Below are 26,206 nucleotides of genomic sequence, written 5' to 3' on the forward strand. Positions count from 1 at the left end.
CTCTTTTTCATACGTATCAAAAAAGATTTTGCCTATGGTGAAAATCTCATTTGATGTACATCAAACAAGTTTCGCGCCATAGGCAAAATCAGATATGCCGGTATAGGAATGAAATCAATATACCAGCTTCACATTATCCACATAAAACGAGTTGCCCGGAGAACCTATGTATGCCCCGCCGTGGCTGGATGTAAACTGTAACTGGATATGGGTGGGGATATCGTCTTCCGTGCCCCATGCCACTTCTTTGATAGGCACGCTCTCGCCCTTACTGTTCACGGCATAGCGTTCCTGTACCTGCAGGCGCATCATGTGCGCTTTGTATTCGGGATTGCCCGTGATGTCGCCGTACATGATGGAGTAAGTGGCATTATTGCGCCAGTCGTCCGTCGTAGTGTAATAACGCACCACCGCCGTACCCACACGTTTGGCGTAGATATTTCCGTCCTTGTCTTCCCAGCGTTTCTGCAAAAAGAGATTCATTTCGGGGAAGTCCTTTCCTTCCACATCGGTTATCTTGCTGAAACCGGTGGCATGGACACGCTTTTCACGGTCGGACATCTTCACCTTATAGTCAAATTGAACGGCAATCGGCTTCTTGGTGAACGGAATACCGGAGTTCAGTATCTTTTGCGGGTTCTTCGTTCCCTTGATAGGCTCGTGCACGTCGCCGAGGAAAATGGAACCGGCCGCCAATACCGTAATATCCACGATGCCCAGCACCTTTACACTTTCCATGCGGGTATCCAAACGGGCGCAAAAGCCGTCACCGCGCTTCTCCGGAAACACCGAAGTATTGGTTTTGGTGATACCGGCCACACGCGCCATTACGTTGGAAGTAGCCCAGGGCGAACCACCCATGTTCTTATACGGCTTATTCTCGCGGATAGTTGCCGTGGGGCCGATAGCGTACACATTCTTGGTGGCGCCACCGATAATTCCCGACTCTTTAATTTGACGGTCAATCCATTGATCCATATTTCCGAAAGGAATCATCTCAACCTTATGCTGCGCCGATACCGCTACACTGAAGAGCATTACGGACAGCAAACTCAACAAACAAAATCTTTTACGAATCATTTCTTTATTCTCCTACAAATCAATTAAAGTTCATAATTCCACTGTTTCAGCGCAAAGTCCCAGTTGTCCTGAACCAGTTGCACCGTACGGTCGTCATATTTATATTTATTCTTCTTATAGCCTTTCTTACCGCCTACATACTGTTCAATGGCAGCACGGGCATCCGCAAAACCGGGGATGGACAACGCGTCGTAGATGTGTTCCGTCATTCCCATCGCATCGGCTTCAAAATCTTCGAACTTCACTTCAATCAGATTACCCGCCGGGATACTTGCCTTGTCCGCTTCGTACTTATGGTAAAGCTTGGCGTAGACAGACAAAATATTCCGCTCCAACTCCGCCGGAGTAATATCCTGGAGCTTCAACGGCTGGATGGTATTCGTGAAGAAACTGCGCGTACTTTCAAATACCGTGTAAGGATTACGCATCAGGTAGATGAACTTGGCGTTGGGGAACATCTTCACCAATTCCTTCACACGTCCGGTATGCGGCGGGTTCTTGCTGAGGAACTGCGTGCCATGCGTATTCCACAAGGAAATCTTGATGAGCTTGGTAAACGTCTCCTCAAATACTTTCAACTCCGCCTCGCTTATATCGTCGAACAACAGATATTTGTCGGCATACTCCTGCTGGTGTTTGGGCAGGAACCAGAAGTTATAATAAGTATAAGGCATCATGTTTGCCAACGCGAACTCCTCTTCCTGCGGCAAGTCCACAGCCAACTCCATATTGTCCGTAGGACGCTTGTCGGGCATCAGCCAGCTCATATTCTTCTTGAAGAAAGGCTGCCCCCACATCATCAGATGCGGAAATACGGTCTGATAAGTTGTGTTATAGCCGAAATGCTTGTCACAAGAGAACACATTATGCACGAAAGTTGTTCCGCTGCGCCAGTGACCGAGGATAAATACTGGGTCGTGTTCCAGCGGTTTGTCCGCCAACAGCTTCTCGTAGCGTTTGTCCTGCAAAGGAGCCAATGTGGAAAGCAGGCGGCAAACGGCTTTCGTCAGCCGGTATTTGCCCTTGTATGCGGCATCTATCTCACGCCCTTTCGTAATGGCATTGAAAGTTTTCCAGTCTGCACCGACAAGCGTATTGATCGGCAGTTTGTTGAATTCTAATAAACCCATTCTTGTTTAATTGAGAATTGAGAATTGAAAATCGGGAAATAGCCTTTCGGACTAATGCGATAATTCCTATCCAACTCTTATTTGTTAATGTTTAATTTTCATTTCTTAATCATCACTGCTATTCCCTGACGCTCCAGTTCCTTGGCGGCTTTCTCTATGGCCTCGTAATGCTCGGGAGCGATTCCCAGTTTCGGCAAGTCAAGAACGGGAAGTTCTTCGGAGATATGCATGTCCTTATCTTCCACACGGTCGATAATCATACCTACGGCGCTGGTATTATTGGTTATCGGGTCTATCAGGATGAAAGAGCCGGTGGCTTTGTTGGCTTGGTAAGGGTCGAAGAACAGCTCTTTGGCGGTGGTCAACACTACGCGGGCAATTTGGTTCAACTGCATCGGTAGGGTCTCTTTCGTCAACCGGCCGTTCTCGAGGGAGAGTTTCTCCATGGTATTGACATCTACTTTATACCTGATGTTGTCAATACGCGTACGGCTCAAATTGGTGGTTTGCTTGATGAAGAAAGATTTGTTCACATCCATCGGCTCCTCGTCCATCCATACCACCATGGCTTCGAAGTTACGCTCCATCATCGGAAGATTGTCGGGGTGCACCAGCATTTCTCCGCGCGAAACGTCGATTTCGTCTTCCAGCGTCAGCGTAACGGACTGCGGCGGGAAAGCGTAATCCAATTCTCCTTCGTACGTAACGATGCTCTTGACATGCGATTTCTTTCCGGACGGTAAAGCCATCACCTCGTCTCCCTTGCGAATGATACCCGAAGCCACCTTGCCGCAGAAGCCGCGGAAGTCGAGGTTGGGGCGCAGCACATACTGCACGGGGAAACGGAAATCCTTCAGGTTATGGTCGTTATCGATGTGTACGGTTTCAAGGAAGTCGAGCAAAGACGTACCGTTATACCAGGGGGTACGCTCCGATTTCTCCACCACGTTGTCACCGTCAAGCGCAGAAAGCGGAATGCAGGTCACATCGGGAATACCCAGCGGAGCGATAAACTTCTTGTATTCGCCTACAATCTCATTGAAGCGTTCTTCGGAGAAGTCCACCAAGTCCATTTTATTAACGGCAAGCACCACATGCTTGATACCCAGCAGAGACACAAGGAAAGTGTGACGGCGTGTCTGCGTAATGACACCCGTGCGGGCGTCTACCAGAATAATCGCCAGGTTGGCGGTAGAGCCGCCGGTAATCATGTTGCGCGTATACTGTTCGTGTCCCGGAGTGTCGGCAATGATGAATTTACGATTATTGGTGGAGAAATAGCGGTAAGCCACGTCGATAGTGATACCCTGCTCCCGCTCCGCCTTCAAGCCGTCCAGCAACAAGGCGTAGTCGATGTGGTCACCGGCATTACCCATACGCTTGCTGTCACGCTCCAACGCATCCAACTGGTCTTCGTACAATTTCTTACTATCGAACAACAGACGGCCGATAAGTGTGGACTTTCCGTCATCCACCGAGCCGGCAGTAAGGAATCTCAATAAGTCTTTCTGTTCGTCCTTATCAAGGAAAGCCTTTATATCAAGTCTTGAATCATTCATTTCTTAATTCTCAATTTTTAATTCTTAATTTCCTAAAAATATCCCTCACGCTTCTTCTGCTCCATACTCGCTTCCTGGTCGAAGTCGATAACGCGGGTGGTACGCTCGCTCTTGGTGGTGGTCATCATCTCTTCCACAATCTTCTCGATGGTGTCGGCGCCGCTTTCCACAGCTCCGGTCAGCGGCCAGCAGCCCAACGTACGGAAACGCACCATACGCATCTCAATCTTTTCACGGTATTGCTCCGGCAGACGTTCGTCATCAGCCATAATCAGGTTACCGTCAATCTCTACGCAAGGACGCTCCTTGGCAAAGTACAAAGGTACGATGGGAATATTCTCCAGACGAATATATTGCCAGATATCCAGCTCCGTCCAGTTGCTCAACGGGAACACGCGGATGCTCTCTCCTTTATGGACACGCGCATTATAGATGTCCCACAACTCGGGGCGCTGGTTCTTCGGGTCCCACTGATGGAATTTGTCACGGAAAGAGAAGATACGTTCCTTCGCACGCGACTTCTCCTCGTCACGACGGGCGCCGCCGAAAGCCGCATCGAATTTATACTTATCCAACGCATGCAGCAGGGCTTGCGTCTTCATCAAGTCAGTATGTACCTTACTGCCATGCGTAAAAGGGCCTACACCGGCTTCGAAAGCTTCCGTATTACTCTCTACAATCAGGTTCCAGCCATATTTCCTGGCATACTCGTCACGGAATTGAATCATCTCCTTGAACTTCCACTTAGAGTCGATATGCATCAACGGGAAAGGAACTTTACCCGGAGCAAAAGCCTTTTCGGCCAGACGTACCATAACCGATGAGTCCTTACCGATACTATACAGCATCACCGGATTCTCAAATTCCGCAGCCACTTCGCGGATAATATGAATAGACTCTGCTTCGAGTTCTTTCAAATGGCTCAGTTTATATTCTTCTTTCATTATATATTATTTCTTCTGAATTCTCGGTAAAATTAATTCCAGTAACTTATTGACGGATTCTTCCAGGCTCAATGCGGATGTATCCAGCGTCAACGCCGGATGCGCGGGAGCCTCGAAGGGGGCGGAAATACCCGTGAAGTTCTTAATCTCGCCGCGGCGCGCCTTTGCATACAGGCCTTTCACATCCCTGCGTTCGCATTCCTCAATGGGCGTGCTGACGTACACTTCCAGAAAATCATCCTTTCCGATAATATTCGCCGCCATTTCACGGATGTCGTTACTGGGACTGATAAAAGCCGCAATCGTTATAATGCCCGTATCTACAAACAGCTTGGACACTTCGGCTATACGGCGGATATTCTCTATACGGTCGGCTTCCGTAAATCCCAAATTGTTATTGATACCGCTGCGGATGTTGTCTCCGTCCAAAATGCGGCAGAGCAATCCGCGTTTATGCAACTCACGCTCCAAAGCGATGGCTATCGTACTCTTGCCCGAACCGCTCAGTCCGGTAAACCAAATCATCACGCTGCGCTGCTTCAAGAGTTCTTCCTTGTCCTCGCGTGCCAGCATACGGTCGAAGATAGGATAAATATTATTGTTATTGTCAGTCATAATTCAATTAAAACGGCCAAATTAAGGGAATGAGAAAGATGGATATAAGGAAAGTGATAATGTTCAGCGGAAGTCCGATACGGACAAAATCCGTGAACTTATAATTACCGATACCCTGTACTATCAAATTGGTCTGATAACCGATAGGCGTCGAGAAGCTTGCCGATGCAGCCATACAGATAACCACGAAGAAAGGCATCGGGCTTACTCCCAGCTGTGACGAGATGGAAAGAGCCAACGGGAAAGCAAGCGCGGCGGCGGCATTATTCGTTATCAACTCGGTAAACAGGTTCGTAATGATGAATACGGCGGCCAGCAACACCTGAGGGCCGTAATGCTCCGTCAGGCCGATGATGTACTTAGCCACAGCGTCCGCCACACCGGAATTTACCATAGCCTTGCTGATAGCAAAAGCGCAGGCAATCGTTATCAGAATATCCCATGATATATATTTGGTATATTTACGGGCCGGGAAGATTTTCGTCCACGCCATTATAATGGTCGTAACGGACACGAAGAAGAACATATCCAGCTTAATATCCGGAAAAGCCTCTTTCACCGCAGGCAGTTCGCCCACCGTAGCTCCCGTAATCATCAGAATCAGCAAAGCGAGCGCAAACCAGCGTTTACCCTTGCTCGCAACAGGTTCCGTATCCTTGCCGTTGGCAAGCATCACGAAGACGGAAGACTCTCCCCAGGTCTGCACAAAGGAATCGTCAGCCATGACAACCACCGTATCGCCTTCCCTGAAATATTCATTTTCCAAATCCTGCGTATAACTCTGACCGTTACGCTTTATCTCTTTCACTTCAGCGCCATAATGGCGTTTAAAGTTGAAATCTTTCAACTTCTTGTTGATACCCGGGAAGCGAGGTCCCAAAACGGCCTCTACCCGATGCAGGTCGCTATGTTCTTCCGGCTCGTCATCCAGTTTCACCGCATCTTTACGAACATCCGGCAATAACCTGGAAGAGAACAGAAACAAATAGACAATACCGGCTACCGCAATAAAAATCCCCACTTTTCCAAGCTCAAACATCGTAAATCCCTCATAACCGGCTTCCAGTATCATGCCATGCACGACCAAGTTTGTGGAAGTCCCGATCAACGTACAGATACCGCCCAAAATCGTTACATACGAAAGAGGAATCAGGAATTTGGTAGCCGGAAGTTTTACCGACTCGGCCCAACGCTTTATAATCGGAGCAAAAATTACAACGACAGGAGTATTGTTCAGAAAAGCCGAGATAAAGGAGATTGTCGGCAACATGCGGAGTTGCGCCTTGAAAACGGTGGTTTTACCTTGCGGAAGCAGTTTCTTGATAAGTTGTCCCAATGCACCGGACTGGCGAATACCCTCGCTGACCAGAAAAAGCATGGCTACCGTAATCATGCCCTTATTGCTAAATCCTTCCAGCATCTCTTTAGGTGTCAGGATTCCTGCGCAAAGGAACAATACCACCACCGAGAAAAGCACCATTCCCGGACGCATCTTGTCCAGAATCAAGGCTATCACCATGCCCAGCAGCGCTAAAAGCACAAATATGATTTCAAACGTCATATATACGAGTCGTTATTTAATTACGCCCGGGCTCTACTATAAACCAGGGGTTCAACAAATCTTCTTTATTATACCGCAACGGTTCTTCTTTTCCGGCTTGATACACTTCCATCCCTGCGGCACGTGCAATGGCATGCCCCGCCACCGTATCCCACTCCATTGTCGGAGCAAAACGGGGATATACATCTGCTTTACCTTCCGCCACCAAGCATATTTTAATGGAGCTTCCGCTGGAAATCAATTCCACATCCGAATGACAACGCTTCATCTCTTCAATGTAGTCTTCAGTCTCGGGAGACAGATGTGAACGGGATGCCACAATCACAAATTTATCGCGGCTATCCTTTATCGGCAAACGAACGGCTTTCGCCGTTAATTCTTCCAGCGACGCCCCGCCGCGGGCTGTTACATCCGAAAGCTTGTAAGCGCCCAAAGTCTCTTCGGCAAAATAAAGCTCTTTCTTTACCGGAAGATATATAATTCCCATTACCGGAACGGAATTACGTACCAAAGCGATATTGACGGTAAACTCGCCATTCCGCTTGATAAACTCTTTCGTACCGTCCAGAGGGTCTACAATCCACAAAGTCGTCCATGCGCATCGTTCCGTATAGGGCAAATGCTTTCCCTCTTCGCTCAATAACGGATAAGGTGTATTCTGCAGATAACCGGCAATAGTCGCGTGCGCTTTTTTATCAGCAATCGTCAAAGGGGAATTATCCGCTTTCTTTTCTATTTGAAAATCTGATGCCGGATCGTTATAAATAGAGAGGATATCTTTGCCGGCACAGAGTGCTGCATCAATCGCGTCAAGTATATATTGTCGTTCCATATTGTATTCTAAAAATATACAAGGTGCAAAATTAAAAACTTTTTTACCGCCAAAAGTTTTTAATTTTGTTTTATAACTTCTTTTAAACGAAAAAGAGAGATTTATAAGTACTTTTCACAATCACTAAAAATAGAGTTTTCATAATCATTTCCAACAGATTATGAAAAAGGCAGTAACTTCCCAGTTACCGCCCTATCTTGAAAGGAGGGAAATACCCCTTTCTTATGAATTACCAAAAAGAATTCAAATTAATTAATGCGATACAGCAGCCAAGCACCCTGGAAATCCTGACGGTTAGGGTATTTAGCCTTGAAAGCGTCACGAGCGCTGGCAGCAGAATTCCTGTCTGCGTATGTGCTTACAATCACGCGATACATGGCAGCATCCGCATTAAATGCAATGACCGCATTATAACCTTCCTTATCCAAGAAGTTTTTCAGGTTCTCCGCATTGGCTTTCACGCCGAAGCTACCGCATACCACACTATAATCTTTCAGTCCGTCAACACCTGACACTACCGTCACCTTTTCCTGACGTATCGTACCCACAGGTGCACTTTCCACCACTTTAGCTTCTACCGGAGCGCTAACCACAGGAGCAACTTCCTCTACCGGCGCGGTAGTCTGCGGCTCTGCCAGTTCCTGCTGTTTAGCCTTTTCGTATGCTTTCTTGTAAGCGCTTTCACTTGATTTACAAGAAGAGAATGCCAGTACCATACATACTCCCATTCCTAACACTGCCAATTTTTTCATCTTTTCTTTTTATTTTTTGTTAGTAACTATGTCTATTCTCAAATTACACTCAATATTTACGAAAAACGTATTTCGTTCCTTCATAGTTCAATCGCATCTTCTTATTCGTCAGCTCTTCCACCTTGAACGTCCTCTCACCGGTGTCTCCCCAGCCAAAGAATTTCTTATAACTTGCCGAATTCACCAACTCTTCATGCGCAGCCTCGTTTCCGGAACTGTTATCCGGCCACAAAGTTATAGAAATTTCATCATCTTTCAACTTATAATAACCATAAAAAGATTCATAGTTTCCACTTTCATTCATACAATACGCCAGAAAGCTGCCTTTTTGAAAACCATAAAAGATACTGTCCACTTTCTGCACTTCACCATCGGGATACTGATATTCGCGCAACTGCCATTTTCCTACCCAGTCGGAACCGCCGTCATTCATACAAGACGCCAATCCCAGCACCGCACACATCAAAAGCAATAGTATTGTCCCGTTCAGCAATTTTTTCATATATCTCTTTTTTATTTAGAGAACAAAAGTACGCCGAACCGCTTATCTTATGGCCTCTAATGCCGTTAAATATAATTAAAATGTATATTTTGTCGTTTTTCATGGTACAGATTTCTAAAAAACAAGAATCCATGAACAATCATTCAAAATATTTTGTTAGCTTTGTCATATCAGACCTAATAAAAGAAAGGAGTATTATTATGAAAGGATTAAATGTTTTAGCAGCTTTTTTGGGTGGTGCAGCGGTAGGTGCAGCCATCGGTATTTTGTTTGCCCCGGAAAAAGGTGAAGATACACGTCACAAGATTGCGGAAATTCTCCGCAAGAAAGGCATCCGGTTGAACCGTAATGAAATGGAAAACCTCGTTGATGAGATTGCCGCAGAAATTAAAGGCGAAGCAAACGACTGATTCAAACCACATTTCAAAACAAAGCCACTATGTTCGCAGACGACAACAGCATTGAGAATATCCAGCAGTTATTTTTCGATTTCAAGAAATATCTGGAACTACAAAAGAAATATACCCAACTGGAAGTAGCGGAGAAATTAACCATATTACTCTCAACGCTCATACTCGTATTGTTGGTCGTCATTCTCGGCATGGTGGCTTTGTTCTATCTCTCCTTCACCCTGGCCTATATATTAGACCCCATAGTAGGCGGATTAATGGTAAGTTTCGCCATGATAAGTTGTTTCCACATCTTATTGATTGTGCTAATCGTTGTATTCCGCAAGAAAATCATTATTAATCCAATGACCAAATTCATTGCAGGATTATTCATAGATAACAATAAGAACTAAAATATCATGAATATGAATGATACCGTCCAAACAGAGATTCTCACACTGGAAGACCTTCAGCAACAAAAGGCCGAAGCATTAGAGGAATTGCGCGCCCAACAGCAAATTATGGCCGATACCGCCCGGAACCTGTTTGCTCCGATTGCTCCCGCTGCGGACAAAGGAACAGCTATCATGCGTGCGTTTAATACCGGCATGGCCGTATTCGACGGAGTTATGCTTGGAGTAAAGCTGATGAGAAAAGTCAGAAAAATATTCAGACGCTGAAAATCAACCGGCCTATAAAATTATAAATGAGGATGCTCAAAACTCTGCCTGACATATCATGTCTGTCATTCAAAGTCTTAACGCACCCCCATTTTCATTATCAGGTGGACTTTATATAGCCATCACTTGCCCGCCAATCACGCCTGCAATGGCACTTGCCACCGCAATAATCACTTTCAGAATCTTATCCCAAACCGATACTTTGATACTCATTATCTTTTGATTTTAATTATTACTTTATCTTTCATCGCAAATCGTAATTTATAAACCACAACTTGGCTTATCCTAACGGATTTTCCTCTTCTCCGCTATCCGGGCCGCCATTACCATTACCGGAAGAATTATCATCGGCGGTTGTGCCTTTCCACTTCTCAAACTCCACTCCCTGTATCAATGCACGAGTAGTGCCAATAGCAGCCGGACGCGTATATTCCGGAGTAAACTGACAACGTAACGCCGTCACCTGATTCGGATTTACATCTTCCGCTTTCTCCGTTCCCTTACCACGTGTACGGGCTTTCATCGTAAATGTACCCAAACCGTTCAAACGTACCGTACGGCTATTCAGCAGGTGCATCCGCATTGTCGACATCAAATTACGGATTACATTCTGTACATCACCCGGCGTCAGTGAGGACTTCTCGGCAATACTTTCCGCCAGCGACTGCGTATCCACCGCTTTTCCCACTTTTTTCAAACTCAAGTGCCATGTTTTAATACCGGCTTTCGTCGCCAGTTGCGACTGTCTTGCATAATAAAATAGAGGCATACTATCTCTCCTTTACATTTTTAATTAAACTTCATTTTAATTCTTGTTTCGTTGATCAACAGTGCAAAGGTGATGATATATACGGGTATAAACAAAGAAAACAGCCTATGCGGGGCTGTTTTCTGAGAATGATCTATAATACGTTCATTTTCTTATGGTTATATCTTTCCGATTTTACAGTTCATCTAATACACCATTCCCACTATCCACAAAGGTAACTTCTTCCCCGTAGCAAATTCTATATTATCGGCAAGAATAAAGGAATCCGGCAGATCGGCTATTTGCTTAAAAGTCTTATCCGCTCCACCCACCTCGAAAATATATTTATGGTCGACTACAAAGTCCCCCTGCGCCTTTCCATACTCCACCTCATGATTTACGGACAATTGATTCACCGCAAACGTCTCCCGTACCGTACCAATCTGCACCGGTGCCGAAGCTACAGCATAAAGCAAGTTCGGATTCTGGAGATATATTTTATCCGGTTTTTGCATTTTCTTGACAGAAGTCAAATCAGAATACAACAGTGTAAGTAACTCCGCCCTATTCAAATTTTGCAGATAAGTGATAACTGAATTCCGGGTCAGCCCTATCATGCCTGCCAATTTCGTAATATCCACCTCATAAGGCACGGACGATGCAAGTACACCCAGCAAAGCTTTCAGCTTCCTTATATATGCAGGATCCACACCACACAACAGAGGCATCTCTTGTTCAAGAATGAAATTCACCACATTCTCAATGTTCATGTAATAATCCTCGCGATTGCCGGTAAAGAAAGGATAATATCCCTCACACAGATATTCATTGAACATTTGCACCGGCCGGCATTGTGCATTCACATCCTGACAGATACTTCCGGCATTCTCCAGCACTTCCGGCAACGTCATCACCGGAAAGCGGATATTCTTATAAAACATCAGGTATTCGCGGAATGACAATCCGTACATGTTATATGCCAGACATCTTCTTGAAAGGTCTGCATCGGCATTCAATATGTTGAGTAGCGACGAGCCGCTAAACACCACCTGCAGCGACGGGTACAAATCATAGATTTCTTTCAATTCCTTGCTCCAAGTGGGATATTTATGCACCTCATCCAAAAACAAATGCTTACCGCCTTGAAGATAAAACTTTTCCGCTAACTCCAATAGTGTATGATTACTGAAATAAATACTATCAAGTGTACAGTAAAGTGCTATTCGGCTTCCCGGCGGATAGTTTAGTTTGATATATTGCAACATCAATGTTGTTTTTCCCACACCGCGAGAACCCCGAATGGCAATCAGACGATTATTCCAATGAATCTTATTCATCAATTCTCTTATAATATCGGTGCTTGTCTGCACCAACATTCTTTCTTGTTTTAAAAACAGACTATCCATAACTGAAATTGATTTTGTTACAAATATAGCAATTTGTTTAGAGCAGAAAGCAAATTATAGGGAAATTTGTTTAGAGCAGAAAGCAAAACACCGTAAAATTCATACCACAAAAACAGCCGAAATCACTTTAAAAGTAATTCCGGCTGCGCCTAAAACAAAGTAACCGCTGTTACCTGTCGTTTATTCAACTTTCTTTTTACGAACTATCAATGGAGCCCCCAGTTCTTCACGCTCTACCACTTCAAGAAAACCATTTTGTTCCAGTTCGAACAAGGCAGGATATACGCGTAATTTGTCAGCATTAGAATTCTTCAAAATAGAGTCAACCTCAATAGCATCAGAAAAAGAATTGATATAATCTATGATTTTCTGCGTGTCAATAGCTTTGTAATTATCATTCATACAGTAAGTAATTTCTATCTAATCAATTTCGTATATATAATTGCTCGCAAAGAATTAGGTATTAATCTAATAGAGAAACGGACAAACAGATTTTGCATGAACTCAGAAAAAGAAATAAAATGCATTTGTCTCATCTTTTGTAAAAAATGCAATTCACTTATCACATATCTCCATCCTCCTCTTCTTCTAAACATTTCCGGAGAAAAGCGGAAATACAGCAAGCTTTCCTGAATATTATAAAACTTAGCCCCATTCATCAACATGCGTATCCATAAATAGTAATCTTCAAATAAAGGAAAATGTTGATATCCACCGGCAGCCAATACCGCACTCTTTCGAAACATCACAACCGGATGATTTATAGGATTACGGCGTTTTGCAAATTGTCTTATATCATCAGGCAACTCCGGCAACTTTCTTACAGATTTTACTTCCGAAATATCATCTTCAAATTCATCAATCCAAGCTCCAACCACGTCTATATCTAAATACTTTTCAAAAACAGCCAATTGTTTCTCAAAACGATCCGGTTTAGCAATATCATCTGTATCCATTCGAGCTACAATGTCATAAGAACAATGTTTAAGACCTTCATTCAAGGCTTTTCCCAAACCTTGATTGGTTGGCAAAGGGATAATTTTAAGGGTTGGATACTTTGCAGAATATTCTGATATTATATCATTCAAATCACTACCTAAAGGACCATCTTCTACTAAAATTACCTCGTCAGGACATGTAGTTTGTGTAAATATACTATCCAAACTTTTGCAAAAAGCAGAATAGGACTCTTTATAATATACAGAAAGAAGTACTGAAAACCGCATCTACAGATATTGATATATAATTTCCCATGGAACAACCTATAATATTACCCTAATAATAAAATTATAGAATATTAGAATATAAACTGGTATGGTATATAATAACCTGTTTCTTTTGTCAATTCCCTCCAAAACATCAATATACCATATAATACAGCAAATAAGAAAAAACAAAAACGCCATTTTGAGATACGAACTTTACTCATCAAAGCCGGTACTAAAAATATATTTGCTATATAACAAACACTGGCTAATCGCTGAGATAAAGCTCCAAAAGAATTAAAAACTAAAAAAGAAACTATACCTACAAACAGCATATTAGAAAGGAAGAATCTTTTCCTATCAGTAAAACTAAATAAGGAAATGAAGCATATGAAAATATTAAAAAATAATCCTATAGAAAACGTAACTTCATTCAATTCTCCTTCATGCCCTCCACTGAGATAAAAAGCAAGCCGATTATCTGTACCAACAAGTGGTACCAACAACCGATCAAATATTTGAAGAATGACATCTGGATATTTTGCTATAAAAAAAGAAAAAATTAAGACTAATATATATATGTATATAGGATATCTTTTTGAAGAACAGCAAATAGGAATAATCAGTAGAAAAGTTAAGCTCAATACATGAAATAAAGCACCTAAAACAAGCAAAAAAATAGCACTAACCTTTTTACTTTCCAGCCAATAATGACATGCATTCCAAACAAATGCTGCCATTACCCCATGGCGAATTACATTAAAATTAAACGATAAAAAGAATAAAGCTACATACAAAAAAAAAGATAAAGACAAATTACTTGAAAAATATGGGAATACTTTCTTAAAGTTCAGAATTATAATAATTAACAAAAGGAAAGATAAGATTTCAAATGGTGCATGTAAATATCGCAGTATAGCAGAAAGTATTACATAACCAGGTTCTAAAAGAAGAAAATCAGAAGTAGTAAGTTCTGTAATATCAGATGTATTCTGAAAATGCATTACATAAGTAAAATAATCCGCACCTATACCATCTCTAAAAACAACCAAAATAGTTAGAAATAATAAAAAGCAAAAAAGAAGATATTCTCCGAGTTTCCTAAACTTACCATCTTGACAAAGTAAGGATGCAAGAACACCTTCTATCAGTAAATATATATATATATACATAAAAAAATATTCTTATATAGAATGAAATAATTTTGAATAGGCAAAAATCATTTTCTCTTTAGTAAACTTCTGTTCAAACAGACTCTTTGACCGTTCTCCCATTCCAATTAAGTCAACATTCTTTTCCAATAAATCAAGTAAAAGTAAAGATAGTTTCTGATAATCAGGTGGTATCAAATAGCCACTTTTCCCATCTTCAATCATTTCAGGAATTCCAGCAACTTGAGTAGATATGATAGGAAGAGAACAGCGCATTGCCTCAAGAATAGAAATAGGCAAACCTTCATCCTTACTTAATAAAATAAATACATCTGCAGTCAATAAATAAGAGGTTACATCCGCTACACTACCAACAAACTTAACCTCTGTATGTATATTCTTACGACTAAAATTCTCTAATTCATTTCTAACATTTCCGTCTCCAACTAATGTTAATGAATATCTTTTCTGTAAATCATTAGGTAAAGATGCTAATGCTTGAAGAATACCCATTTGATTTTTTCTGTCGCAAAGAGTTCCGACACAAACTAATTGAATAATAGAAGATTTAATATCTCTATCCTTCTTAATAAATGGCTTTGTTTCCAACCCATTATAAACAAAAAATGTTTTATCAAAAGGAAATTCTGGATACAATTCTCCAAATTTCTTACGCGGATAATCTGCAACGAATCCCACTCTATCGATACGCGAAAACGTGTAACGTTCTAAATATCTAAATAATGGTCGTAACCATACAACATTCAATAAAGGAAATGTCTCAAAAAACATTCCCCATATATCTCCACTGGAATGTAATGATAGCAAGATAGCCTCTTTACCTTTTTTTTTCCTTCTTAAATATGCATAACAAGTAAAAAACTCATGAAAATAAACTATATCAACAACTCGATTTTCTTTTTTATATTTATTTACTATATAAACATGGTTCTTCAAATATAAAATATAGAGCAACAGCAATGAGCCTACAGTGGTTCTTTTAGCCATTGAAAAAATACGTGTTCGTAATGTTTCCTTACTTTCAACTTTTCCAAAGTTATAATTCGTGCTCCACGCTTTATAATCCCCTTTAGAAATAATATTCATATCCACATTTAAATCCGAGAAGCTATCAGCTGAACACTTCAAACCACTAAGAAATTTAGAAGCACCATTAGGAGCTTCTAACCAGCCAGAGTATACAATATCAACCTTTTTCATTACAAAATTCTTTTAATAACAATTCTGTTGACTTGATCTCTGAAATTCCCCAATATTTTTCCACAACCTCTCTCTGAGAATCTTTTATTTCAAGCCGATATTCAGAAAAAGCATTTTCTATTTCTTGTGTCTCTTCCATCTCAGTTTCAATTTCTTGATTTTGATTACGTACATTTTTAATGCGTTTTTCTTCCATAGTTGAATTTGCAATATAATTTACAGATTGCGAAAAAATATAATGAGGACGATTTAAATAGATGCAATATCCAATATGTGTACCTACCGCATTAGAAATAGTCATATCTGCTAACTTTATCAAACTTTTCAACCTTGAAAGGAAGCACACATCAAAGCGATTCCCCGCAGTTACTATAACACAATTACTATTTCGATATAATGAAACTATTTCTTCATTCAAAGCATCCAACCAGTATAGCGATACCAATACCGTATCAAAATCATTACGTTTAGAATTAATAAAAGTAATAAACTCCTGAATATCATAATCAGCTGTTACATTTTTTATCGAATGAGAAGGAAACACTAATAAAGTCTTTCCTATTTTAGCTTTCATGTGTTTTAGCTCTTCCTCATTAAGAAAATCTTTAGCATAATGAATATAAGGCCCTATTTTTATTATAGGAAGCCCTATTCCACCTTGCAATAAAAATTTCTTTCGATTCTCTGAAAATGTAATTATTCTAGAAATTTTCCATAAACGCTCATTTTTAGGTATTACAGAACCTAAAAAGACCCCATGTTCAATATAAGCATCTAAATCTCCCTTATAATGCATATATTCTTTTAAAGCATTAGATATACCATAATAATTATTATCCGTAACTTTATCATTTGGATAATATGGCAGGGGAGTTGCTAAAGAAGAATAATCAAAAAGATTCAATCCACTCCTTTTTTCTATTTCTTTCTTATAAATATGCCCATTTTTTATTTTTATAAGGCTATTCATCAAAAATATTAGAAACTCGGAACGAATAATCAAACTACGGATAGTATCTAAAAATATTTTCATGTCACACTATATCTCCACTTTTCCAATAAAGTATTTCTTTATGATTACAAGGTTTAAAAGGTTCTATTCCAATATGATGAGTACACCTCATATTTTCAGGCGGCAATTGCATATAGTCTCCAAAATACTCTCTCAAATAAGCGTCATAATTATTGGGGATAAAAAAAGTATATCCTTCAAAGACATGTTCCTTTAAAGGAAACACAAAATGTTTAGAAAACTGAAATGTTTCATTAATCTCCATTCTATAGGCTAACTTTGATGCCCCTAAATAATCTGAATGAAATAATTTATTGAAAAATTGATGTATAGGTAGATTCAGTAAAGAAATAATTTTTCTATTTATTCGTCCGATTGTCTGTTGAATCAATGATTTTATAGGAGAGTGTAATTCTGAATAATTGGTACCATGCAAAAATAATTTCAAATTTCTTTGCATAAAAGGGTATCGAATATAATCCATTGGGAATATATCAATAAAAATACCTTTATGACAATTTAAACGAGCAACATTTTGTTCTTCATAGGTGCTGTATTTATCCCTTAATTTAGTGATATACAACGGATACTTTTTATCCGTCTTTCTTGTCTGTAAAAAGACATCATCGGGAAGTTCTTGTTGTGCAATTTCTATAAATTTTTCATAATCATCACTCAACATAGCAACATCAATATCATCATCCCATGGAATAAATCCATTATGTCTAATTGCTCCGATTAAGGTTCCACCATCCAACCAATACTTAAGATTATTCTTACGACAAATGTCGTCAAAAACACGAAGTAACTTTAACATTACTAACTTAGCTTGTCCTAGTTCATCACAACCTTCTTCTCTATTATCTAATATCATAATATATTATAAATAAACTACATATTTTTTTTACGTTTTATTAGACTGTATAAAAGCCCCTTTTCATTTCTTGTTAAGCCCAATAACAAAACTGTTATTCCTAAAAACAGGATAAATAACCCTGTAGTGACAAATAGTTTCATCCACCCCTCATCCATATATAAAGCAACATAAATAGGTAATGGCAATGTTATAACTGTAACTACAAATATTTTAACAACAACTTTCACAAAATACTCCCATAAAGGTAATCTGATCAGATTTACCATATAAATTGGTCTCACTACAGAACAGACAAAATTTAATATCGCTTTAAGAGCTAACGCAGTCCATGCATCACAACCAACTTTTAATAAAAAATAAGCTAAAGGAATATTGAATAATTTTATGATAGACATTAAAAGTTGATGATTCCTCAAATTACCTGTTGCATAGACAGAAATCCATAAAGGTGCCGAATAAGAGTCAACAAGTGAATACAATACAACAAAAAAGATAAATAAAGAAGTATCAGTAGGTACCTCACCTAACCATAGATGCAAAACAAAATCAACATTTAATAAGACTGGTACAGATACTAAAAATAATAAATAGTAAGAAATCTTCGATGTTGAATAAATTAAGTTTAAAAAATAGATTCTATCCCCCTTTGCATAAGTTTTGATTATCTGTGGTTCAAATGCTTGCGTAAAACTATGCAAAAATGCATTTAATTGTCCATTAACACTGTTAGCTATACCTAATGCAGCATTAGCAACTACCCCGACAAATATATTAAAAAATATAACTATTGATTGAGTTATTCCAACATCAACAGCACTTACCAGTAAGCTCCAGCCTGAGTATTTTATCATTTTAGCCAGCAAAGAAGAATCCCAACAAAAATGATAATTACATTCTTGAAACGTTCGTTTACAATGCCAATAGTACCACAATAGAATTAACAGTCCCACTAAAAAAGTAAGAAAGGAATATAAAATCAATTTATCAAAAGATAAATTGATTAATAAATATAGTGTCCCTAACTTTAATAGCACTTCTATAATACTGGTATAAGCAAAAAAATTCATTTGCTCATGTGCAATAATAGAAGAATGATATGGAGTCTTTATAATACTTACAACAAATGAAAATATTGCAAATTGATACGCCCAATTGGCTGCAAACAAACGACCATCCGGCAACACAATTTTGGTATTAAGAAACCATAACCCTACTGTCTCTGATAATATAAAAATAATAACAGCAAGAATCCAATGGGTATTAATACTCATAGAAAAGGTCTTTTTCAGCCTTTCCTTATCATTTAAACCTAAATCATATGCTAAAAACCTATATGTCGCATTTGTCAATGCACTTTGTAAAAATGAAAAAAGGACAACAACACTTCCTATTACATTATAAACACCATAATCCTCTATTCCTAATGTTCTAAGTACAACTCTTGATGTGTATAGGCCTACACACATCACTATAATCATTCTTAAAAACAAGAAAAAAGTATTCTTTGCGACCCGTTTAGTGTTTTCTGAATTATCCATTTAATTATCCTATTTTTCTTGCTAGTGTATTCTTTAACTAATGTAACTTTGCAAGAAACGGCTTCCTTTCTCTAAATCTTGATTCACTTGCTTACCTAATACTTCCTTCAAATATTTGGGGGGTAATCCAAATCCCGGCCTTACAGAACGTACATTTTGTTCAGTAATAAGCTCCCCTTCTTTCATATTTTCTGCTACATATAAAGAACGGCAAAATTCTCTACCAGACCTCATTTTATCTGTCAATTCATAAGAAACCATACCAATTGACGCCTCTGCCATTCGCACATCTTTAACCATTTGGGTAAACTCCTGTTCATTCATTGAAAAAGATGCATCAGGTCCCCCTATTTCACGATTAACAATAAAATGCTTCTCAATCATTGTTGCTCCCATCGTAACAGCTACAATAGGAGAAACGCTACCAATGGTATGATCTGATAACCCTGATTGTACGTGAAAACGCTCAGATAAATTTTTAATCATACACAGGTTAGCTTCTTCGACAGGTGCAGGATACGAAGACGTACATTTCAATAAGGTTATATCATTATTACCAACTGAACGGCAAGTATCAACTGCCAATTGTATATCATCCATTGTTGCTATACCAGTAGATATAACAACAGGCTTCATTTTACTCGCAACATATTCTATCAAGGGCGTATCGGTAATTTCAAATGAAGCTATCTTATAAATCGGATTATTCAATGATTCAAGAAAATCGACAGCTGTTTTATCAAAAGGCGATGAAAAACAAATTAATCCTTCTTCTTTAGCTACATGAAATAATTCTTCATGCCATTCCCAAGGTGTATAAGCTTCCTGATATAAATCATATAGAAATTTTCCATCCCATATAGTACCCTGTTTTATCTTAAAGTCTTCTGCATGGCAATTTAAAGTTATTGTATCAGCAGTATATGTTTGCAACTTTATAGCATCTGCACCTGCCCTTTTAGCAGCCTTTATTGTTTCTATCGCAATTTTTTTCTGACCATTGTGGTTTGCAGACATCTCTGCAATAAGCATACATCTATTTTTCATTTTCTCTTATTTTATCATTCTCAATATTTCTTCCATTTTCCCCATCGTATCTGTTTGAAGAATTATATATCCTAAACGATCCAATGAACTCATAATTACCGCATCCGAATACGGTTTTATATCGTATCTAACAACAGCCAAAGAATATGATGACTTTACAAAATTGACACAACGTTCATAATTCAATGTATTAAGAAATTGTATAGCTGAACATTTATGGTATTTATGAACAATATCAATAGGCATACCTAATGAACAATTTATTAGATTTCCCAACATATCTACACCTGTAGAAAGAGGTACTAAATCTGATGTAATATAATCTCCACCCAGGCGACAGGCGATTTCTATTATATAAGCACCAGTATCATTCAATTTAACTTCTGTATGAGAAGGACAATTGTCCAATCCGATTAACTTGATAGCATTTAAAACTGTATCAGCAATGAGTTTATATTCCTGTTCGCTTATCCGTGCAGGTTCTATATGTGTATCTTCGACAAAATACCCCTGTTTCTCACCTATTACCATTTTTTCTGTTATCGCAACAATACTTGTTTCATTATTTTGGGTAAAAGTTTCTACACTGAATTCACGTCCTACTATAAAGTCTTCTATTAAAACTTGATGATGACGAGAATATAACATAGCATTTTCAAAAGCCTTTCGTAATTCCTCCATACCATTCACCAACTGAACTCCTCGACTGGCAGAGGAATCTACCGGTTTCACAACATAAGGGAAATCACAAAAAGAGCTCAATTCTGTACTTTGATTACATAAATAAAAAGAAGGTGTCAGGATTTGATTTTCTCGGAATAATTTTCTTTGAAGATACTTATTTGTACAAATAGAAGCAACATTTGATGACATTGCAGGCAAGCCAAATTCTTCAGATATAGATGCTACAATATTAACAGGGGCATCGGAAGTCGTAAGAATGCCATCAATATCAAGCTCCAAAGCGTATTGCTTCAGCATATCTAAATCCATTGTACTTACAACTAACGCTCTATCTGCATACTGCATACCAACAGCAGAAGCATTCATATCTGCAACAATCGTATAGACACCTAACGATTTAGCTTTCTCTATTATTGGAAGCTGCATTTCACCAGCTCCTAGAATCAGAAGTTTTTTTTTCATATTTACCTTATTGCTAAATTAATTATGGAACATATACGATATGCAAAATCTTCATCAACACGAAAATCATTGAATAAATTGATTATTCTATTTGATTCTTGTTCTGCTTCTCTCATATGTACACCTTTAAAAAGCATAGATACTGAAGGAAAATTTTTCCCTACAAATAAATTCTCATCAAATATTTTATTAATCACATAGTCGCGATTATCTACTTCAATCATGAAACGCCAATTTGCATAGTCTAAATCCCATTGCAATTCTGTGGGCAAATACTCATAATAAATATTATTGATGATTTCTTTATGCGCTATTGTATCTTGAATTAAATTATCAATTTTAGACAAATAAGTATAAGCGTCTTCGTTTAACGGACTGGGATCAAGCCAAGGAACATTTTCCCAACTATATTTTTTATCTGATAGTAAACATTCTTTTAAATAAATATCTTGCTCGTTTTGAAATTCTTTATCATACTCCCAATCATAATGCTTATATTGAAATCTCTCATTTATTATTCCCCAGCCACCATAAGATAATTCTACATATTTAGCATATCCTGTACTGTACAATTCTAAATCAACATAAGGAGCTAAATCTTCTCTTAAATCAGGAATACATAAACACCTATCATCGATGATACAGAAGGCACTATCTACAGATTTTAACTCTGCATAAAATTGTTCATTATTAAAAGCCTTACCATACGCATTAACAAATAGAACACCACTATAACTACCATTTTTTACCCTTCTTAGGCATTCTCTTATATTCATTGCATGCGTCTTGTCAATGTCTATAAAGTCAAATTCGACTTCAGCCTTCATAAAAGATAAAGGTACTACCGGACACACGTTAGCAGGTAATAAAAAAGGCTTATCAAAATGATTACTCTTCAAAAAATTACATAATACTGTTGATGCCCTATTTTCAAAAACCCTCATGAGTAAATTGCTTTATTGCAGTCATTATTTTATCAAAACCTCTCCCTATTTCAGATGATTTAAAAGAAGACAAATATTTTTCTCTTTCATTTATATCAACCAAAGAAGATATTTTTTGATTTATTTCTGTACATAAGTTTGAAGAATCCCAATAATATATTGTATCAAAAAAGCCCAAATCCTTTAACCCTCGTAAATCTTCTTTTTGATTATCCACTACTTGAATAGGGATAGTGGGTACTCCAATTGCAGCCAACTCAAATATAGTTTGACCGCCCGCAGATACCACTACATCTGATAACATAAATAAGCTTTTGATTTCTGAAGCATTCAATGATTTATATATATGAATATTATCAAACTGCGAGGTAAACGTCTTTGTACCTGGTCCAAGTATTACATGAATGTTTTGAACATGATAGACACTTGCTATACTTTCTGCAATATCCCGGGAGAGTTCTCTAATATCAGTTCCTCCCATTATAATAGTAATATTTTTCAAAGCACGAAAAGAGTACGTATCATTACTAGTAAATTCCTTACGAAGTATAGAATAATCAAGCCCTAACAATAAAATATTTTTCAAACCAATATTATGTTTATGCTTCCCTGTAACCTCTACATTAGGTGTCCAATCAATAATTAGAGCATGGTTATAACTACGTCGTTTGTAATCATCAATAATTATAAAAAAGTTGGTTAATTGTTGGCTATAATCCACAACCTCTTGGGTTGCAGAAATAGAATCCATAAAAATAATCTCATTAAAGTTTATAAATGACAGTAACTTAACATTTTCTTTCCAATGAAGAAGTTGATAAGTTCGTCCAGCCAATATCTGAGAGCACTCCTCATCTGTGTCTATTATGAAACAAGGTTCATATTCGTACGAAATGAATTGATCATAAAAAGACAAACATCTGTATAAATGTCCCATGCCTACTTGTTTGCTACATTCTGTTACAATATAAACTTTAGCCTTTTGCATGAAGCATCTTATATTTTAATTCTGCTAATTTCCAATCTTTCTCTGTATCTATATCCTGTACTTCCAGTTCAGAAAGCTCATACATTGCAGTACTACTACTAAAGATTTCTTTTTCTTTCAAAAACGAAACAACTTTCATCCAATAAAATAAGCCAGCATCATGATACATAGGCTTTAAATCCTGAGAACGGGTGTGTATATACTGCTGTTCGCGCATCACCAAATTTCCATCTACTACATGTAAGGCCCTTTGTATAGGATATGAATAACGTAATACAGGTACTAACGACTCACGATTGCTTGATATAAAAATTTTAAAACTATCTTGTAAAGAAGAGGCAGATAAAAAAGGGGCGGTTGGCAATAAACAACAAAAATTATCAAAAGAAACAGTATACTTTAATAATACTTCTTCTATGACATTTTCCATAGTAGCATGGTCATCAGCAGTCTCTATACTACGCATAAATGGTACTTTAGCACCATATTTACAAGCAATCTCTGCAATCTCCACATCATCGGTAGAAACCATCACCTCATCAAATAATCCGCTTCGTAAAGCAGCCTCTATGGAATATGCAATAATAGGTTTGCCCATAAAAGACTTGATATTTTTTCGTGGAATGCGCTTACTCCCACCACGAGCAGGAATAATGGCTAAATTTTTCATCTCTGAATAAATTCAATTACTTTATTAATCACATATTCCTGCTCCTCATCCGTCAATGTAGGATACATCGGCAAACTAAGACAATGTTCATAATACTCCTCAACTATCGGTAAATCTCCTTTCTTATTACCTAAATGCTGATAGTATGGCATAAGGTGAAGAGGCACATAATGTACTTGGGCATAAATATTATTTTCATGCAAATAGTTATATAGGCCTAAACGGTCTTCCACCTGAATAACATACAAATGATAAGCATGATAAATATTATCTGCACTATAAGGAGTAGTAATACCTCTAATTTTTGAAAAAGCTTCATTATACCTGTCAACGAGTTGATGACGACGATTTAATCCCTCTTGAGCACGTCCCAATTGAGAAATACCTAAAGCAGCTTGAAAATCGGTAAGACGATAATTATACCCTAACTCTTGCATTTCGTAATACCAGCCACCATGATGTTCGTGAAGCTTATCATCATCTTTGGTTATGCCATGAGTACGATACAAGCAAAGCTTATCATATAACTCCTTATCATTGGTTGTTATCATACCTCCTTCACCAGTTGCAATATGCTTTACCGGATGGAAAGAGAAAACCGCACAATCTGCGAAATTACCATTTCCACAATATTGTTTTTCTCCTTTACTGTCAATGAAAAATCCTCCGGGAGCATGACAAGCATCCTCCATAATCCATAAACCGTACTCATCGGCAAGTTTTCTAAAAGCCTCCAAATCCAAAGGATAGCCTGCAAAATCAACAGGAACAATACCCTTATAAGTTCCTTTGGGAGCTGCTTTCAACATTGCTTCCAACTTATTGATATCCATCAGGTATGTATCCTTATCAATATCACAAAAAACAACATCACCGCCACAATAACGAATGCAATTAGCACTGGCTGCAAAAGTCATGGGAGTTACTATCACTTTATCTCCCGGTTGTACGTTCAATGCCGTAGCTGCAAGGTGAAGTCCAGAAGTAGCATTATTCACAGCTACAGCAAACTTTGCACCAACATATTCAGCAAACTTTATTTCAAACTCTTTTATTTTAGGCCCTTGAGTTAAGTAATCGGACTTCAGCGTTTGGATAACTGCCTGAATATCGTCATCTGTAATATATTGACGTCCATAAGGGATAGATTTATCTATCATTTTACTTCAAAATTAGGATCTACAAACCTTTTAATATTCTCACGCATAGATTCTACTGTTTCCCATTCTGTATTGTTATCCGAACTATAATGAAAGCCCTCCGGAACAGGGACAGCATGATGATGTTCTATAAATTCTTCACGTGTATGCTTGAAGGAAACAGAAGGAAGAATCACATAATACTTACCTAAATCAATCGTATCCAACGCATCCGTCACGGTTATCATTTCTTCATGCAGTTTTTCACCCGGCCGAATGCCAACCTCCACTTGAGGTAAATTGGGAGCAATGGCTATCGCCACATCCTTAATATGATATGAAGGAATTTTAGGAATAAATATTTCACCACCTAAATGATGTCCTATAGCATACATCACTAAATTAACACCCGCCTGAAGAGATATATTAAAACGAGTCATACGCATGTCTGTAATAGGTAATTCTTTAGCTCCGCTATCCCGTTTATTAATAAAAAACGGAATTACAGAACCACGAGACCCCATAACATTTCCATAACGGACTACCGAAAAGCGAACATCCTTTGAACCGCTGATATTATTAGCTGCAGTAAACAATTTATCTGAAGTCAACTTAGTCGCACCATACAGATTGATAGGTGCACAAGCTTTATCCGTAGAAAGTGCCACTACATGGTGGACGCCGGTAGCCAAAGCCGCTTTTATCACATTTTGAGCACCATGTACATTCGTTTTAATACATTCTTCCGGATTATATTCAGCCGTATCCACTTGTTTTATGGCAGCAGCATGAATAATTACGTCTACTCCTTCGCAAGCTCGAGTTAAGCGTTCCAAATCGCGTACGTCACCTATGAAATAACGCATCTGTGGATACTTTACTTCCGGATACTTTTGCTTGAGCTCGAACTGTTTGAGTTCATCTCTCGAATAAATTATGATTTTTTTTACTTGTGGATAGTCACGAAGAATAGTTTCCACAAACTTCTTACCGAAAGAACCTGTTCCTCCAGTTATTAATACAGATTTGTTATTAAGCATTATAATGAAAATTAGTTAAGACAAATACAA

Annotated in this window: 29 protein-coding genes; 3 read left to right on the forward strand and 26 right to left on the reverse strand. The window is 38.6% G+C overall.

What is annotated here, in order from left to right:
* Window positions 1-114 precede the first annotated feature (114 nt).
* From BHV73_RS13790 to BHV73_RS13830, 9 genes are all read right to left on the reverse strand, one after another.
* Window positions 115-1,080, reverse strand: coding sequence for a PCMD domain-containing protein (locus BHV73_RS13790; RefSeq protein WP_286738603.1), 966 nt, complete (start codon window positions 1,078-1,080; stop codon window positions 115-117).
* 23 nt (window positions 1,081-1,103) lie between these two features.
* A complete protein-coding gene (locus tag BHV73_RS13795) occupies window positions 1,104-2,210 on the reverse strand; it encodes a cholesterol-responsive sulfotransferase (protein ID WP_009120638.1) in 1,107 nt (368 codons plus the stop codon).
* Between the two features lie 98 nt (window positions 2,211-2,308).
* Window positions 2,309-3,769, reverse strand: a complete 1,461-nt coding sequence (gene cysN / locus BHV73_RS13800) for a sulfate adenylyltransferase subunit CysN (protein WP_009120637.1) — start codon at window positions 3,767-3,769, stop codon at window positions 2,309-2,311.
* Between the two features lie 32 nt (window positions 3,770-3,801).
* Complete coding sequence (gene cysD / locus BHV73_RS13805) at window positions 3,802-4,713, reverse strand: sulfate adenylyltransferase subunit CysD (RefSeq protein ID WP_022217715.1); 912 nt, start codon at window positions 4,711-4,713, stop codon at window positions 3,802-3,804.
* 6 nt (window positions 4,714-4,719) lie between these two features.
* Complete coding sequence (gene cysC / locus BHV73_RS13810; RefSeq protein ID WP_009120635.1) at window positions 4,720-5,328, reverse strand: adenylyl-sulfate kinase; 609 nt, start codon at window positions 5,326-5,328, stop codon at window positions 4,720-4,722.
* A gap of 7 nt (window positions 5,329-5,335) precedes the next feature.
* Entirely contained in the window at window positions 5,336-6,889 is a 1,554-nt protein-coding gene (locus tag BHV73_RS13815; RefSeq protein ID WP_009120634.1) for an SLC13 family permease, read from the reverse strand.
* Between the two features lie 16 nt (window positions 6,890-6,905).
* Complete coding sequence (gene cysQ / locus BHV73_RS13820; protein ID WP_286738607.1) at window positions 6,906-7,721, reverse strand: 3'(2'),5'-bisphosphate nucleotidase CysQ; 816 nt, start codon at window positions 7,719-7,721, stop codon at window positions 6,906-6,908.
* 248 nt (window positions 7,722-7,969) lie between these two features.
* A complete protein-coding gene (locus tag BHV73_RS13825; RefSeq protein WP_009120632.1) occupies window positions 7,970-8,473 on the reverse strand; it encodes an SPOR domain-containing protein in 504 nt (167 codons plus the stop codon).
* Window positions 8,474-8,522: 49 nt separating this feature from the next.
* Entirely contained in the window at window positions 8,523-8,975 is a 453-nt protein-coding gene (locus BHV73_RS13830; protein WP_195500769.1) for a lipocalin-like domain-containing protein, read from the reverse strand.
* 200 nt (window positions 8,976-9,175) lie between these two features.
* Between BHV73_RS13830 and BHV73_RS13835 the strand changes: the two genes are divergently transcribed.
* Genes BHV73_RS13835 through BHV73_RS13845 form a run of 3 tightly spaced genes read left to right on the forward strand, consistent with a single transcriptional unit; the run spans window position 9,176 to window position 10,044 of the window.
* Window positions 9,176-9,385, forward strand: coding sequence for a YtxH domain-containing protein (locus BHV73_RS13835; RefSeq protein ID WP_039950201.1), 210 nt, complete (start codon window positions 9,176-9,178; stop codon window positions 9,383-9,385).
* A gap of 29 nt (window positions 9,386-9,414) precedes the next feature.
* Window positions 9,415-9,777 carry a phage holin family protein gene (locus BHV73_RS13840; protein ID WP_118467861.1) on the forward strand — a complete coding sequence of 121 codons (363 nt, stop codon included), beginning with the start codon at window positions 9,415-9,417 and terminating at the stop codon, window positions 9,775-9,777.
* 6 nt (window positions 9,778-9,783) lie between these two features.
* Window positions 9,784-10,044, forward strand: coding sequence for a hypothetical protein (locus BHV73_RS13845; RefSeq protein ID WP_009120627.1), 261 nt, complete (start codon window positions 9,784-9,786; stop codon window positions 10,042-10,044).
* A 111-nt stretch (window positions 10,045-10,155) separates the two neighbouring features.
* Here the strand turns inward: BHV73_RS13845 and BHV73_RS13850 are convergent, their stop codons facing one another.
* The 17 genes from BHV73_RS13850 to pseB form a co-directional block, all read right to left on the reverse strand.
* A complete protein-coding gene (locus BHV73_RS13850) occupies window positions 10,156-10,257 on the reverse strand; it encodes a smalltalk protein (RefSeq protein ID WP_022217707.1) in 102 nt (33 codons plus the stop codon).
* Window positions 10,258-10,324: 67 nt separating this feature from the next.
* The gene (locus BHV73_RS13855; RefSeq protein ID WP_009120625.1) at window positions 10,325-10,813 is read right to left on the reverse strand and encodes an HU family DNA-binding protein; all 489 of its coding nucleotides are present in this window, start codon (window positions 10,811-10,813) and stop codon (window positions 10,325-10,327) included.
* A 185-nt stretch (window positions 10,814-10,998) separates the two neighbouring features.
* A complete protein-coding gene (locus tag BHV73_RS13860; RefSeq protein WP_195500770.1) occupies window positions 10,999-12,198 on the reverse strand; it encodes an ATP-binding protein in 1,200 nt (399 codons plus the stop codon).
* Between the two features lie 180 nt (window positions 12,199-12,378).
* On the reverse strand, window positions 12,379-12,600 hold the full coding sequence (locus BHV73_RS13865) for a hypothetical protein (RefSeq protein WP_009120622.1): 222 nt from the start codon (window positions 12,598-12,600) through the stop codon (window positions 12,379-12,381).
* A 14-nt stretch (window positions 12,601-12,614) separates the two neighbouring features.
* Window positions 12,615-13,424 (reverse strand): glycosyltransferase family 2 protein, encoded by an 810-nt coding sequence (locus tag BHV73_RS13870; RefSeq protein WP_286738610.1) that lies wholly within the window; start codon window positions 13,422-13,424, stop codon window positions 12,615-12,617.
* A gap of 71 nt (window positions 13,425-13,495) precedes the next feature.
* Window positions 13,496-14,575 (reverse strand): EpsG family protein, encoded by a 1,080-nt coding sequence (locus BHV73_RS13875; protein WP_087413042.1) that lies wholly within the window; start codon window positions 14,573-14,575, stop codon window positions 13,496-13,498.
* Window positions 14,576-14,587: 12 nt separating this feature from the next.
* Window positions 14,588-15,775, reverse strand: coding sequence for a glycosyltransferase family 4 protein (locus tag BHV73_RS13880; protein WP_196052351.1), 1,188 nt, complete (start codon window positions 15,773-15,775; stop codon window positions 14,588-14,590).
* Window positions 15,762-16,808: a hypothetical protein gene (locus BHV73_RS13885; protein WP_286738611.1), complete on the reverse strand. Its 1,047-nt coding sequence runs from the start codon at window positions 16,806-16,808 to the stop codon at window positions 15,762-15,764. The genes BHV73_RS13880 and BHV73_RS13885 overlap by 14 nt, the downstream gene beginning before the upstream one ends.
* A 1-nt stretch (window position 16,809) precedes the next feature.
* The gene (locus BHV73_RS13890) at window positions 16,810-17,661 is read right to left on the reverse strand and encodes a LicD family protein (protein WP_087413045.1); all 852 of its coding nucleotides are present in this window, start codon (window positions 17,659-17,661) and stop codon (window positions 16,810-16,812) included.
* A gap of 17 nt (window positions 17,662-17,678) precedes the next feature.
* The gene (locus tag BHV73_RS13895) at window positions 17,679-19,202 is read right to left on the reverse strand and encodes a lipopolysaccharide biosynthesis protein (protein WP_286738612.1); all 1,524 of its coding nucleotides are present in this window, start codon (window positions 19,200-19,202) and stop codon (window positions 17,679-17,681) included.
* A 33-nt stretch (window positions 19,203-19,235) separates the two neighbouring features.
* On the reverse strand, window positions 19,236-20,249 hold the full coding sequence (pseI, locus tag BHV73_RS13900) for a pseudaminic acid synthase (protein ID WP_087413047.1): 1,014 nt from the start codon (window positions 20,247-20,249) through the stop codon (window positions 19,236-19,238).
* 6 nt (window positions 20,250-20,255) lie between these two features.
* Entirely contained in the window at window positions 20,256-21,395 is a 1,140-nt protein-coding gene (locus BHV73_RS13905; protein WP_286738614.1) for an ATP-grasp domain-containing protein, read from the reverse strand.
* A gap of 2 nt (window positions 21,396-21,397) precedes the next feature.
* Window positions 21,398-22,339 carry a hypothetical protein gene (locus tag BHV73_RS13910; RefSeq protein ID WP_286738615.1) on the reverse strand — a complete coding sequence of 314 codons (942 nt, stop codon included), beginning with the start codon at window positions 22,337-22,339 and terminating at the stop codon, window positions 21,398-21,400.
* Window positions 22,326-23,327 (reverse strand): hypothetical protein, encoded by a 1,002-nt coding sequence (locus BHV73_RS13915; RefSeq protein ID WP_286738617.1) that lies wholly within the window; start codon window positions 23,325-23,327, stop codon window positions 22,326-22,328. The genes BHV73_RS13910 and BHV73_RS13915 overlap by 14 nt, the downstream gene beginning before the upstream one ends.
* Window positions 23,314-23,997 (reverse strand): pseudaminic acid cytidylyltransferase, encoded by a 684-nt coding sequence (gene pseF / locus BHV73_RS13920; protein WP_286738619.1) that lies wholly within the window; start codon window positions 23,995-23,997, stop codon window positions 23,314-23,316. Before pseF ends, BHV73_RS13915 begins: the two co-directional genes overlap by 14 nt.
* Window positions 23,994-25,157, reverse strand: a complete 1,164-nt coding sequence (gene pseC, locus BHV73_RS13925) for a UDP-4-amino-4,6-dideoxy-N-acetyl-beta-L-altrosamine transaminase (protein ID WP_286738621.1) — start codon at window positions 25,155-25,157, stop codon at window positions 23,994-23,996. The genes pseF and pseC overlap by 4 nt, the downstream gene beginning before the upstream one ends.
* Window positions 25,154-26,176 carry a UDP-N-acetylglucosamine 4,6-dehydratase (inverting) gene (pseB, locus tag BHV73_RS13930; RefSeq protein ID WP_087413052.1) on the reverse strand — a complete coding sequence of 341 codons (1,023 nt, stop codon included), beginning with the start codon at window positions 26,174-26,176 and terminating at the stop codon, window positions 25,154-25,156. The genes pseC and pseB overlap by 4 nt, the downstream gene beginning before the upstream one ends.
* Window positions 26,177-26,206: the final 30 nt, after the last annotated feature.

The sequence above is a fragment of the Bacteroides sp. 44_46 genome, from assembly GCF_001915465.1.
Lineage (GTDB): Bacteria > Bacteroidota > Bacteroidia > Bacteroidales > Bacteroidaceae > Bacteroides > Bacteroides clarus.

Excerpts from the sequence above, each read along its gene's own strand:
- BHV73_RS13875 (WP_087413042.1), bottom strand. The coding sequence starts at position 14,575 with ATGTATATATATATATATTTACTGATAGAAGGTGTTCTTGCATCCTTA.
- pseC (WP_286738621.1), bottom strand. The coding sequence starts at position 25,157 with ATGATAGATAAATCTATCCCTTATGGACGTCAATATATTACAGATGAC.
- pseI (WP_087413047.1), bottom strand. The coding sequence starts at position 20,249 with ATGAAAAATAGATGTATGCTTATTGCAGAGATGTCTGCAAACCACAAT.
- pseB (WP_087413052.1), bottom strand. The coding sequence starts at position 26,176 with ATGCTTAATAACAAATCTGTATTAATAACTGGAGGAACAGGTTCTTTC.
- BHV73_RS13840 (WP_118467861.1), top strand. The coding sequence starts at position 9,415 with ATGTTCGCAGACGACAACAGCATTGAGAATATCCAGCAGTTATTTTTC.
- BHV73_RS13870 (WP_286738610.1), bottom strand. The coding sequence starts at position 13,424 with ATGCGGTTTTCAGTACTTCTTTCTGTATATTATAAAGAGTCCTATTCT.
- BHV73_RS13895 (WP_286738612.1), bottom strand. The coding sequence starts at position 19,202 with ATGGATAATTCAGAAAACACTAAACGGGTCGCAAAGAATACTTTTTTC.
- BHV73_RS13905 (WP_286738614.1), bottom strand. The coding sequence starts at position 21,395 with ATGAAAAAAAAACTTCTGATTCTAGGAGCTGGTGAAATGCAGCTTCCA.
- cysN (WP_009120637.1), bottom strand. The coding sequence starts at position 3,769 with ATGAATGATTCAAGACTTGATATAAAGGCTTTCCTTGATAAGGACGAA.
- BHV73_RS13860 (WP_195500770.1), bottom strand. The coding sequence starts at position 12,198 with ATGGATAGTCTGTTTTTAAAACAAGAAAGAATGTTGGTGCAGACAAGC.
- cysC (WP_009120635.1), bottom strand. The coding sequence starts at position 5,328 with ATGACTGACAATAACAATAATATTTATCCTATCTTCGACCGTATGCTG.
- BHV73_RS13855 (WP_009120625.1), bottom strand. The coding sequence starts at position 10,813 with ATGCCTCTATTTTATTATGCAAGACAGTCGCAACTGGCGACGAAAGCC.
- pseF (WP_286738619.1), bottom strand. The coding sequence starts at position 23,997 with ATGAAAAATTTAGCCATTATTCCTGCTCGTGGTGGGAGTAAGCGCATT.
- BHV73_RS13830 (WP_195500769.1), bottom strand. The coding sequence starts at position 8,975 with ATGAAAAAATTGCTGAACGGGACAATACTATTGCTTTTGATGTGTGCG.
- BHV73_RS13890 (WP_087413045.1), bottom strand. The coding sequence starts at position 17,661 with ATGATATTAGATAATAGAGAAGAAGGTTGTGATGAACTAGGACAAGCT.
- BHV73_RS13915 (WP_286738617.1), bottom strand. The coding sequence starts at position 23,327 with ATGCAAAAGGCTAAAGTTTATATTGTAACAGAATGTAGCAAACAAGTA.
- BHV73_RS13910 (WP_286738615.1), bottom strand. The coding sequence starts at position 22,339 with ATGAGGGTTTTTGAAAATAGGGCATCAACAGTATTATGTAATTTTTTG.
- BHV73_RS13795 (WP_009120638.1), bottom strand. The coding sequence starts at position 2,210 with ATGGGTTTATTAGAATTCAACAAACTGCCGATCAATACGCTTGTCGGT.
- BHV73_RS13880 (WP_196052351.1), bottom strand. The coding sequence starts at position 15,775 with ATGAAAAAGGTTGATATTGTATACTCTGGCTGGTTAGAAGCTCCTAAT.
- BHV73_RS13865 (WP_009120622.1), bottom strand. The coding sequence starts at position 12,600 with ATGAATGATAATTACAAAGCTATTGACACGCAGAAAATCATAGATTAT.
- BHV73_RS13825 (WP_009120632.1), bottom strand. The coding sequence starts at position 8,473 with ATGAAAAAATTGGCAGTGTTAGGAATGGGAGTATGTATGGTACTGGCA.
- BHV73_RS13850 (WP_022217707.1), bottom strand. The coding sequence starts at position 10,257 with ATGAGTATCAAAGTATCGGTTTGGGATAAGATTCTGAAAGTGATTATT.
- BHV73_RS13835 (WP_039950201.1), top strand. The coding sequence starts at position 9,176 with ATGAAAGGATTAAATGTTTTAGCAGCTTTTTTGGGTGGTGCAGCGGTA.
- cysD (WP_022217715.1), bottom strand. The coding sequence starts at position 4,713 with ATGAAAGAAGAATATAAACTGAGCCATTTGAAAGAACTCGAAGCAGAG.
- BHV73_RS13845 (WP_009120627.1), top strand. The coding sequence starts at position 9,784 with ATGAATATGAATGATACCGTCCAAACAGAGATTCTCACACTGGAAGAC.
- BHV73_RS13885 (WP_286738611.1), bottom strand. The coding sequence starts at position 16,808 with ATGAAAATATTTTTAGATACTATCCGTAGTTTGATTATTCGTTCCGAG.
- cysQ (WP_286738607.1), bottom strand. The coding sequence starts at position 7,721 with ATGGAACGACAATATATACTTGACGCGATTGATGCAGCACTCTGTGCC.
- BHV73_RS13790 (WP_286738603.1), bottom strand. The coding sequence starts at position 1,080 with ATGATTCGTAAAAGATTTTGTTTGTTGAGTTTGCTGTCCGTAATGCTC.
- BHV73_RS13815 (WP_009120634.1), bottom strand. The coding sequence starts at position 6,889 with ATGACGTTTGAAATCATATTTGTGCTTTTAGCGCTGCTGGGCATGGTG.